This window comes from Gemmatimonas sp. (genome assembly GCF_036405635.1).
Lineage (GTDB): Bacteria > Gemmatimonadota > Gemmatimonadetes > Gemmatimonadales > Gemmatimonadaceae > Gemmatimonas.
In genome coordinates this window covers 1-10,124 of the sequence record NZ_DASWXE010000005.1, presented here as the reverse complement: position 1 = coordinate 10,124, position 10,124 = coordinate 1, and the positions used below count along the sequence as shown (strand labels likewise).

The following is a 10,124-nucleotide window of genomic DNA, read 5'->3' as shown; positions in this document are numbered from 1 at the left end:
GTTCCATCAGTCGGGTGGGTGTTGCGACGGGAGTACGCCCATGTGCTATCCCCGTCGTGAATTCCGCATTGGATCCCGGGATGTCTACCTCGGATCCATTGCGGACACCCCGTTCTATATCGGCAGTGAGCAATTCGAATACTGGAAACACACGCACCTGACCATCGATGTGGTGCCGGGGCGTGGTGCAGGGTTCTCGGTGGAAACGCCCGAGGGCATGCGATTTCTCACGAGATCGCGCCTGTTCACCGACGACGAATGGGCGGCACTCCAAGCGGCCGGCGAACCACCGCGAGGCGAGCAAGCTTAGGTTCGCGGGGACGACTGGAGTATCGACAGGACGAATGGAAAAGACGGCAGGGCTCGCCGCTTGCCGGCCGTTCCCCTGACGTGCGATAGTCCACACATGTCGTCAGCGCCATTGGAAACTCTCCCCGCCGCGCGCCCCCGGGACGATGAACTCGACCTGCATGGCGTGACCCACATGGGGCTCGTGCGCACCAACAATCAGGACCAGTTCCTGTTGTGCACCGTGCACCCGCAGGTGGTGGTGCACGGCACGAGCCTGGGTGATCCGGCGTCGCTCGCGCTGCGTGGCGAACGGGTGGCCACCATCATGCTCGTCGCCGACGGCGTGGGTGGCAGTGCCGATGGTCGCGAAGCCAGTCGCCTGGCAACAATTGCCATTACCGAGCATTTCGCGTCGGCCATGCACTGCTGGAACGCGGCCGGTTCGTCGGGCGAGGACGAGTTCACCGCCACCCTGCTCGATGGGGCGATCGAAGCCCATCGACGGGTGCGCGAGCAGGCGGTGCTGCAGCTCGACGGTCGCAAGATGGCCACCACGCTATCCGTGGGCATCGTGGTGTGGCCGTGGTTGTACGTGCTGCAGGTGGGCGACAGTCGTTGTTATCACTTCCAGGACGGGATGCTGCGCCAGGTCACGCGCGACCAGACGCTGGCCCAGGAGATGATCGACCGCGGTGCCCTCACGCCGGAGCGGGCGCACAATTCCCCGCTCAATCATGTGCTCTCGAGCGCCATTGGCGCCGAGGATGCGATGCCGGTGATCTCGCGGGTGGACGTGCAGCAGCGCGGGTGTGTGGTGATGCTGTGCAGCGATGGCCTCACCAAGCACGTGAGCGATGAAGAGATCGCGGTGGAGTGCGCACGCATGGAGTCGGCCAAGCAGTTGTGCGATACGCTGCTCGCCCTCGTGCTCGAACGCGGCGGCTCCGACAACGTGACGATCGTGGTGGGTCGCGCGCGCCCCTAGCGTTGGGAGCTCAGAGGTTGTGCCTCTGCCGAGCTCCACTGCTCGAAGCTCACCGCATACAGCGGGTCCGGCCCGTACCGCGAGGCCTTGGTGCCAAGCGCGTTGGCGGTGGTGAATCCCGCCTGACGAAAGAGCTCCACCGCCCAATCACGCGGTACCGGATACGGCACCCAGGGCGGATGCGGCTTGGTGCGATCGTACTCCACCAGCACCACCGTCGGCGTGATCATCGCCAATCGGGCCAGCAGTGCGGGCTGGTCGGCCACGAAGTGGAGCACGTTGGCCATCAGCACACCGTCGACGGGCTCCAGGTCCAGTGACGTCGCATCCGCCACGCGGGTGGAGATGGTCACGTCACTGTGGCGCGGCGGAATCCCTCGGAGTGCCGCAGCGTCCTGATCGACGGCCAGAATGTGGCTACCGGCCGGAAGCAGTTCGGCCAATGCCACCGTGAACGTGCCCGAGCCGCAGCCGAGGTCAATCCAGCGCCGCGGATCCCGCGAGCCGATAGGTGTCGCGGCAATCAATGCTCGTGCCTCGGACGTCTTCATCGACGGAATATGACCCATGGCCAATATCCCGCGCGAAAGCCGTGTCCGGTTCTGCCCAACTCTTCCGTTCTAGTCAGTACGGCCGGTGAAGAGCGCTGGATCCGACCCGCACACCGTCCCGCCCGAGAAGCTGCTGATGCCAGAACCCACCGTTGCCAGACATCCCACCACTCTGTTCACGCCGCCTGTCCGCCGGAACATGCTCAGCGCCACGGGCGAGAGCGAGTCCGAGCAGGCGATCGTGGTGGAACCGTTCACGGTGCATGCGCTGACGGGCGACGAACGGCGTGATGCCGAGTCTGCCGCCGCTACGGCGACGGCGCTGGCTCTCAAAGGACTCTTGCACCGCCTCGATCCCCACACGTACCTGGCACCAACACAAGCCGACGCGCCTGAGGCGCTGGCCATCGCGACAGTACGTGAGATCGAAGAGCGCGCTTTCACACGCCTGGCACCAAAGCTGCGCGCGCTTGCGGCTGATGACACGCGACTTGCACGACTCCTGGCGCCGCTCGGCCCGGCAATCGATCTGCGTGGTGCGAGCATCGGTATCCTGCGGTCGCCAAAGATGTTCAATGGGCAGATGCCCAAGCGTGTCACGGTGACGCCCAGTGAGCCCGATGCACCGAGCGGACCGGTGGTGGTGCGCGACGGACCGGCTGCACGATTCACACGCATGGATCTCGTGTTGCGCAGTGTGCATTGCGTGGACGAAGCCAACGTGGCGCGCGGGGCGGATCACATGGTGCTGGGCGGCGTACTGATAGGGGCGAGCGGGGTCACACGTGTCATGCCCTCACGGTTCCTCGGACGCTTTCAGGATGATACGCACGTGAGCCTTGGTGATTCCCCCTTTGGGCAGTTCAGTCTGCGCAGCACTCCGGAATTCCCGAAGGTCATGCATGCGGTGCTGCAATTGGTCGAGTCGGATCAGGATGAGGCGACCGCTGCGCGGGAATTGACGCGGGCGATGTCGTCTATCAGTACAGTGGCCGTGAGCGCGCTGTCTTCATCGGCAACCGGCGCGATTGCCGGCGCACTGCTCGGTACGCTTGGCGCAGTCGGCGAGTTGTTTGTATCTGATGCTGCATTTGCTCCGTATGGACTACGGATACGTCTCGAAGATGAACTGGCATTTGGGCCGCAGGGCGACAGTGGGCCGTTGCGCACAGGTCATATCGTCGGGCATGGCGGCGCGTATCGGATTGGATTTCGCTGGGTTTTGAACGCCTGATGCGATGTGGCATCAGGGTCAATGGCAGTCAATGCAGAAATGGGTAGAGAACACGCATGAGAGCGGTGGAAAACGCAGTACCAGGCTCAGCCAGGGCCGACGCCGACGGCAAGTCAATCGACTTCCGCCGGCGTTTCCACGTTCAGGGGTAACGCGCGCCGTGACGCCTCAGCGACCAGTGAGCACGCGCGCGTTGGCCGCATCCATCTGGAACCCATCTTCTTCGGAGTGCATCCACACGCCGTGTACGCAGGTGCAGATACCCATCAGCAGCTGCGGGCTTTCCGGCGGAAGGCGCGTGCCAAGCTGAGTGGCGGTGGGATTGGAGCGGCACAGTTCATCGGACTTTTCATGTGAGCCCGAGATCGATGCGTGCGTGACGGCATTGAACCAGTAGGCCGGCTGCGTGGGGTCCGCAGGAATGACGGCCATGCGCACGGCGTTGCTGGCATCCACCCACAGATAGCTCACGCCGGCCGGGATGCCGAGCTTGGGATAGGCTTCCTTGCTCGTGATGCGTCCAGCGAGTCCGATCGCACCACGCGGGCCCTTGGCCGGCGCAAAGGTGATGGTGGGAATACCCGCCGTGGAAAAACCCTGCGGCACCGACGGATCGACCGTGGGGGTTCGCTCTGACTCGAAGCTGGCGCTCCGTGCGGCGCGTGAGAGGCTTTGGCGCCATGGCGCGACATTGCGTTGTCCGTCCCGCTGTGCCGAGGCCGGCGTGGCGATGACGAACGGCATTGCGGCAGCGACAAGGAATGCGAGGCGCTGGAAAGAAAAGTGGACTTGATGCATCAGTCATACCTCCGCAGGTGCGTCCCTGCGAGAACGGTGAATGGAATCGCTCACTGTGTTACGGCCCTGCTCGAAGCGGTCGGGCCGCTCCCCCTCATTGGGATACTCAGCGAATGCGCGCGGCGCTCGCTGATTGCATGCGGAACTCTGCATCGCCGTCCGCCCACAGTGCGGCGACGGCACGACCAGCCGACGTGGCTGCGGCGCGGGCGCCAGGCTGGTTCGCCCGTGCACCGTAGAGCTGGGCACGCAGCAACAGCGCGCGCCCCAGTGCCGCAGCGGGCGACGGTTCACGTGTGAGGCGGTCGAGCTGCGTGGGCAATGACGTCATCACTTCGTCGAGCGCGGTCACAGCGACCGCCGTGTCATACACAGCCAGCGCGAGGTGCGCACGCTGCAACAGCCACTCGGGTGCGCGTGCCACATTCACCACGGGCGACATAACGGGAGCGCTCAGCGCTGCATGCATGCCGGTGGTGTCTCCGCGAGCGAATCGTTGCCAGAGCGCGAGGTGGTCATCGTAGGCTTCTGCTTCGTTGAGTCCATCCAAAGCCGCCAGGCCCAGTGCCGGTTGCGCCTGCAGGCTGCCACGCGCCAGCATGATCGCGCGGGCGCGGTCTCGCTCATCGGCGTCTCGCGGCACCCACGCGTTGATTTCTCGTTCGACCCGATTTCGCGTCGCACGCACACTATCCATGGGCGCGCCAAGCGACGCGTAGGCCATGAACGCCCCGGCCGCCCGCAACACGGGCAGCGGTGGGGAGAGATCCTTGCCCGACGGTACGAGCCAGAGTGAACTGGGCGAGCGTGCCGCGGCGGTCTCCAGCAGACGTGCCGCGAGCTGCGCACGCCCAGTCAGCGCGGCAAGGGCGGCGAGTGTGGGCAGGCCGTTCACGGCTTCACTCGAGTCTCCATCCACCGCGCGGCGAGCGTAGCGAATGGTATCGGCCAAGGCCGCGCGCGCCGCCAGTCGGGCATCCTCGAAGCGACGCAACCGGAGCAGCAGCCGCACTTCAGTGGCTGCTGCGGTCGTGCGCAGGTCCGCAGGGATGGTGGTGTCCGACGCGGCAAGACGCCGGGCGGTGCGCACCGCCGGCAATGCGCCCACCGTGCCCGGCCCTGCCGATTCGAGCATACCCAACGACTCGAGCGCTTCGGCGTGACGCAGCCATGCGGCGACACTGCGCGGATGGACGTTCGTCCATCGTGTGGTCAGGGCACGCAGCGCTTCGCGATTGCGAGCCACCGCGGCCTTGTGTGTGACAGGGGCTGGCGTGCGAAACAGTTCCCTGATCGGCACGGGACGATACACCACCGAATCACCAACCAATTCCGGGAAGGCGCCCATGCGCACCGTGTCCGGGGCGAGCGCCACGCCTGGGCGATAGTCGGTTTCGCCGGTGTACAGCACGCGCCGTGACAGCGCGGCGAATGTCGCACCACGTGCGGCCTCGAAGTACGACGGTACCAGCTCGAGAGCCTGCGAATATGCGGCGATGGCTTCCATGCGATTGGCGCGGAAGCGCCACCGCGTGGTGTCCGAGGCATCCCGCACCACGGTGCGATCGTACGACAGGCATTCGCCGAGGCCGAATCGTGCCGCAAAATCACCCGGCGTACGGCTCGAGAGTGTCCGATACTCTTCGCATGCATCGGCCATACGTGACTCGGCCAGTGCCAGCAGCGCACGCGCGAGCGCCCGCTCCCGCACCGACAGTCGCAGAGAGTCCGTCACGGCACGCAATGCCGGTGCGCGCCAGGCAGCGGGTCGCGCATTGCCGCTCCAGGACATGCTTTGCGCGAGGGCCAGCGATGCGGGTGCAAACCCTGAGTCGAGCGCGATCGCTGCGCGGAACTGCGTTTCCGCAGCGCGTGTGTCCCACTGCTTCAGTGCCGCATGACCGTCGGCGTACCGCTTGAGTGCTTCGAAGTTGCGCGTACCCACCATCGGCGACGCGGTGCCTGGTGTGCGTGCCAAGCGCGAAACGAGCGAGTCGGCCAGTTCGGCGAATGCCGCGGCGACATCGGTGCCGGCTGCCATGTGCACAACATGTGTGGCGGGTTCACCGCGACCGGCTTCGTACAAGTGCGCACGTACTCGGAGTACGCCATTGTTGCTCGACACCGCGCCCCATATGAAACTGCCGGCTCCGATGCGGCGGGCAACGGCTCGTGCCCCGTTGACCGACAGGGTGTCCACCGCACGCCGATCACGCAGGGCATCGGCCACGCGCATTTCGTCACTCAGGCGCAGGTTCTCCCAGCGCGAGAGTGCGTCATAAAGCAACCGTGCTGAGTTGTCGCCAGACAGCAACGGTGCACCGTCGCCCGCATCAAGCCGGAACGGCAGCACGGCCACCGCATCGGCATCCCAGAGCGCATCTTCGGCGCTGCTGGCATCCCGCGTGGAGAGCCAGGACGTCGACACCGCGATGACGGCCGCCGCCGCAAGGCCGGTCGCGATACCGAGTCGGCGCCAGAACCGTGCACCGGTGGACGTCGCGCCGCTGTGTGCACCACTGAGCGCACCAATGGAGGAGCTCAGGTGTGCACCACTGATAGGACCGGCACCGGTGTGCATCGGCATCTCCAGCGTAGCCGGCATCGACGCGATGGTGCGTGCGGTGTCCTCGATGGCGCGCAGGAACTCGTTGGCCGACTGAAAGCGCTGGTCGCGCGCCGGGGCCATCGCACGGGTCACCAGCGCGGCGACTGGGGTGTCCCACAGCGGCGAGTCCGGCGGCAGCCCCCCATCGGGGGGCAAGACGCCGGTGAGCATCTCGTACAGCACACGTCCGAGCGAGAACACGTCACTACGGCCGTCGAGATCGGTTTCGCCGCGTAGCTGCTCCGGGCTCATATACGCCGGCGTGCCGAGCACGAAGCCGGGGCGTGTCACGCGTCCCATGGGATCCGGAGACGCCGCGAGCGCGATGCCAAAATCCGCGAGATAGGCGTGCTCGCCACTGGGGGTGAGCAGGATGTTCTCGGGCTTGAGGTCGCGGTGCACGACTCCGTGCGCATGGGCATCCGCGAGAGCGCTCGTGACCTGCGCCATGATGCGCAGCGCCTGCGGGGCCAGGACACGACGGCGGCGTGGTTCATCGGCCCGTGACGGTCCCTTGCCATCGAGCAGATCGCGTAGTGAACCGCCGTCGATGAACGGCATCACGTAGTAGAGTCGGCCGTCGGCTTCACCGGAGTCGAACAACGGCAGCACGTGCGGATGGCGCAGCCCCGCCGTCAGCCGGATCTCGGTGTGGAAGCGATCGGCGCCGAGCAGGGTGCCGACGGAGTGCCGCAGCATCTTGATCGCCACTTCGCGATCATGCCGGATGTCGTGTGCGAGATACACCGTGGCCATGCCACCGCGGCCCAGCTCCCGCACGATCCGGTAGCGATCGGCGAGTGCTTCGGTGAGGGCTTCGGACAGGACATCGGCTGCTGAAGACGGTGTAGCGAGTAGCGCGGCAAAACGCTCGGCTGCCGGCGCGTCGAGGAAGGGATCGGGTGTATCGGCGTGCCGAATCAGCTGTTCGAGCTTGTCGCGCATGCCCTCGTCTTCACCACAGGCCACGTGCAGATACGCGTGCCGGCGTTCAGCCGGCAGCGCGAGGGCTGCATCGAGCAGTGGCTCCAGTTGCCGCCATTCGTCGGCGGAGACCAGCGAGGGGTTCATGCGTCTGCGGCTCCCAGTGCGTGCCTCAGCAGAATGCGCGCCTTGACCCAGTCCCGGCGAACCGTGCGGGTCGTGACGTCCAGCGATACCGCGATCTCTTCTTCACTCAATCCGCCGAAGAACCGCAGTTCCACCACGCGGGCGAGTCGGGGGTCGATGTCGGCGAGCTGATGCAGTGCGTCGTCGATTTCCAGCAACTGCTCTGGTTCTGCGTCGTCCGCGATCGCCTGTTCGTCGAGCGACACGCGATGCTGCACACCGCCTCGTTTGAGAGCGATGCGGGCCCGGGCCCGGTCGGTGAGTACATGGCGCATCGCCACTGCGGCGAGTGCCAGAAAGTGTGCGCGATCGCGCCATGCGGCGCGCGATTGATCGACGAGCTTGAGGTACGCCTCATTGACCAGCGCGGTGGTGTCCAGCGTGCCGGCATGTCCGCGTGCCAGGTGCCGGTGGGCAATGACACGCAGCTCTTCATACACGAGCGGGACCAACGCATCGAGTGCGTCTCGGCGGCCGCTCTGCAGTATGGCGAGGAGGTCGTCGGGCGCGCCCGCGCTGGTCATGTCACGTCCGCCGGTGGATGAGTTGAAGCCCGCACCAAATTGCCGGTCGAGCACGCAGATGGCAACGCGCGGTGAGTACCGATTTACAGTAGGCGATGGGACGGGCTCAGCCATCGTGGTGGGCGTGACAAAAGTCACGACCTCCTGCCTGTTCGTGCCGAAACGTCCGCCATCAAAAAGTCACCGATCACCCCTCTTGCTTGTTCGCTGATGTTCGACAGCAAACATTTGCGACAACAGCGTTCTGGCGGGCGGTTTAACGAAGGTGCGTTTCGAGCCGTCCAACTCAATTCAGTGTTTGGAACTGTGTACACCGTTGCGGCGAGCTCGACCAGCGAGGCCGCGTTCGCGGGCGTACACTTCCTGTCACAGGGAGCGAATGTGTTCCCGGTGCTTCATCTCCCGCCGCCTCCCCCGAGGTTCCCGCCATGGTCAACCGTCGTGATTTCCTTGCCACCGCCGCTGGTGTCGGTGCGACGCTCAGCCTGACGCCCCGTCTGCTCGAAGCGCTCGTGCAGGGACAGCTCATTCAGCGCGCCATCCCCTCCACCGGCGAGAAGCTGCCGGTCATCGGGCTGGGCAGCTCTGCCACCTTCTCTTCCGTCGCCCGCACTGAAGACGTCACCGCCCTGCGCGAAGTCTTCAAGGCCATGACGGACCGTGGTGCCAGCGTCTTCGATACCGCTCCGTCCTACGGTGCCTCGGAGGAAGTGGCCGGCAAGCTTGTGAACGACATGGGCATCACCAAGAAGATGTTCTGGGCGACCAAGGTGAACGTCGCTGGTCGTGGGGCCGCGACGGCCGATGCGGCCGCTGCCCGTGCGCAGATCGAGACGTCGCTGGCTCGCTACAAGCAGCCCAAGATCGATCTCATGCAGGTGCACAACATGGGTGACCCGCCAACGCAGCTCGCGGTGGCCCGTGAGTTCAAGAAGGCCGGCAAGGTGCGCTATGTGGGCATCACCACCACCAGCGACAGTCAGTATGGTCAGCTTGAACAGGTGATGCGCAACGAGCCGCTCGACTTCATCGGCATCGACTATGCCGCCGACAATCGTGGCGTGGAAGAGAAGATCCTCCCGCTCGCGCAGGAGAAGAAGATCGCGGTGCTCGTGTACGCGCCGTTTGGTCGCACCAGCCTGTTCCGCCGTGCCGGAACGACGCCGCTGCCGGAATTCGCAAAGGAGTTCGACGCGACCACCTACGCGCAGCTGTTCCTCAAGTTCATCCTCGCCCATCCGGCAGTCACGGCGATCACGCCGGCCACCAGCCAGGCGAAGAACATGATCGACAACATCGGCGGTGGCATCGGCCGCATCCCCACGGCCGCGCAGCGTGAGCAGATCATCAAGTTCGTCGACGCTCTTCCCCCCGCGCCCGGTCGCTGACCGGGTGCAGTTCCCCTCCACGGGTTCTCCATGACAACTGAGACGGGAGTGCTGGCGCGCGTGCGCGCCAGTGTAGGCGCGCGCCCAGGTGAAGGTGCGGTGCTGGTGTGGGCCACGGCCTACTACTTCCTCGTGCTGTGCGCGTACTACGTGATCCGCCCCATCCGCGACGACATGGGAGCGGCCAGCGGCGCCGAAAACCTCGCGTGGCTGTTCACGGGCACCATGATCGGCATGCTGCTCGTGCACCCGCTGTACACGTCTCTCGTCTCGAAGCTCAAGCGGCGCCAGTTCATCGGCTGGACGTACCGCTTCTTCATCATGAACCTCGTGGTGTTCTACCTGATCTTCCGCTCCGTGAGCGCGGAGCAGGCGATCTGGGTGGGACGCATCTTTTTCATCTGGACGAGCATCTTCAACCTGTTCGTCGTGTCGGTGTTCTGGTCACTGCTCACCGACGTCTTCAAGCCGGGGCAGGGCAAGCGGCTGTTCGGTGTGGTGGCGGTCGGTGGCACGATCGGCGCGATGCTGGGCGCGACCATCACCACCGGCCTGGTGGGCGTGATGGGACCGCTCAACCTGATGCTGGTGTCGGCGCTGATCCTCGAGCTGGCCGTGCGTGCGTCGCATGTGCT

General features: G+C 65.4%; 8 protein-coding genes and 1 pseudogene. 5 read left to right on the top strand and 4 right to left on the bottom strand.

The genetic code is table 11. The annotated features are described in order from the left end of the window. Nucleotides 1–310, top strand: a 310-nt coding sequence (locus tag VGE27_RS00250; protein ID WP_331047620.1) for a DUF779 domain-containing protein, incomplete at its 5' end; no start/stop codon positions are given. Nucleotides 311–406: 96 nt separating this feature from the next. Then, a complete protein-coding gene (locus VGE27_RS00245) occupies nucleotides 407–1,276 on the top strand; it encodes a PP2C family protein-serine/threonine phosphatase (RefSeq protein ID WP_331047619.1) in 870 nt (289 codons plus the stop codon). On the opposite strand, the gene VGE27_RS00240 is transcribed toward VGE27_RS00245, so the two are convergent. Continuing rightward, nucleotides 1,273–1,845 carry a class I SAM-dependent methyltransferase gene (locus VGE27_RS00240; RefSeq protein WP_331047618.1) on the bottom strand — a complete coding sequence of 191 codons (573 nt, stop codon included), beginning with the start codon at nucleotides 1,843–1,845 and terminating at the stop codon, nucleotides 1,273–1,275. The genes VGE27_RS00245 and VGE27_RS00240 overlap by 4 nt on opposite strands. 118 nt (nucleotides 1,846–1,963) lie before the next feature. On the opposite strand from VGE27_RS00240, the gene VGE27_RS00235 reads away from it, so the two are divergent. Next, entirely contained in the window at nucleotides 1,964–3,061 is a 1,098-nt protein-coding gene (locus tag VGE27_RS00235) for a hypothetical protein (protein ID WP_331047617.1), read from the top strand. A 168-nt stretch (nucleotides 3,062–3,229) separates the two neighbouring features. On the opposite strand, the gene VGE27_RS00230 is transcribed toward VGE27_RS00235, so the two are convergent. The 3 genes from VGE27_RS00230 to VGE27_RS00220 form a co-directional block, all read right to left on the bottom strand. Further along, nucleotides 3,230–3,859, bottom strand: coding sequence for a hypothetical protein (locus VGE27_RS00230; protein ID WP_331047616.1), 630 nt, complete (start codon nucleotides 3,857–3,859; stop codon nucleotides 3,230–3,232). Between the two features lie 106 nt (nucleotides 3,860–3,965). Further along, nucleotides 3,966–7,538, bottom strand: a complete 3,573-nt coding sequence (locus VGE27_RS00225) for a serine/threonine-protein kinase (RefSeq protein WP_331047615.1) — start codon at nucleotides 7,536–7,538, stop codon at nucleotides 3,966–3,968. Next, nucleotides 7,535–8,101 (bottom strand): ECF-type sigma factor, encoded by a 567-nt coding sequence (locus VGE27_RS00220; protein ID WP_331047614.1) that lies wholly within the window; start codon nucleotides 8,099–8,101, stop codon nucleotides 7,535–7,537. Before VGE27_RS00220 ends, VGE27_RS00225 begins: the two co-directional genes overlap by 4 nt. A 428-nt stretch (nucleotides 8,102–8,529) precedes the next feature. Here VGE27_RS00220 and VGE27_RS00215 point away from each other — a divergent pair, with 428 nt between their 5' ends. Then, nucleotides 8,530–9,489: an aldo/keto reductase gene (locus VGE27_RS00215; RefSeq protein ID WP_331047613.1), complete on the top strand. Its 960-nt coding sequence runs from the start codon at nucleotides 8,530–8,532 to the stop codon at nucleotides 9,487–9,489. A 30-nt stretch (nucleotides 9,490–9,519) separates the two neighbouring features. Further along, nucleotides 9,520–10,124 (top strand): annotated as a pseudogene (locus VGE27_RS00210) (MFS transporter); the annotation flags it as partial.

Excerpts from the sequence above, each read along its gene's own strand:
- VGE27_RS00225 (WP_331047615.1), bottom strand. The coding sequence starts at position 7,538 with ATGAACCCCTCGCTGGTCTCCGCCGACGAATGGCGGCAACTGGAGCCA.
- VGE27_RS00215 (WP_331047613.1), top strand. The coding sequence starts at position 8,530 with ATGGTCAACCGTCGTGATTTCCTTGCCACCGCCGCTGGTGTCGGTGCG.
- VGE27_RS00220 (WP_331047614.1), bottom strand. The coding sequence starts at position 8,101 with ATGACCAGCGCGGGCGCGCCCGACGACCTCCTCGCCATACTGCAGAGC.
- VGE27_RS00230 (WP_331047616.1), bottom strand. The coding sequence starts at position 3,859 with ATGCATCAAGTCCACTTTTCTTTCCAGCGCCTCGCATTCCTTGTCGCT.
- VGE27_RS00245 (WP_331047619.1), top strand. The coding sequence starts at position 407 with ATGTCGTCAGCGCCATTGGAAACTCTCCCCGCCGCGCGCCCCCGGGAC.
- VGE27_RS00235 (WP_331047617.1), top strand. The coding sequence starts at position 1,964 with ATGCCAGAACCCACCGTTGCCAGACATCCCACCACTCTGTTCACGCCG.
- VGE27_RS00240 (WP_331047618.1), bottom strand. The coding sequence starts at position 1,845 with ATGGGTCATATTCCGTCGATGAAGACGTCCGAGGCACGAGCATTGATT.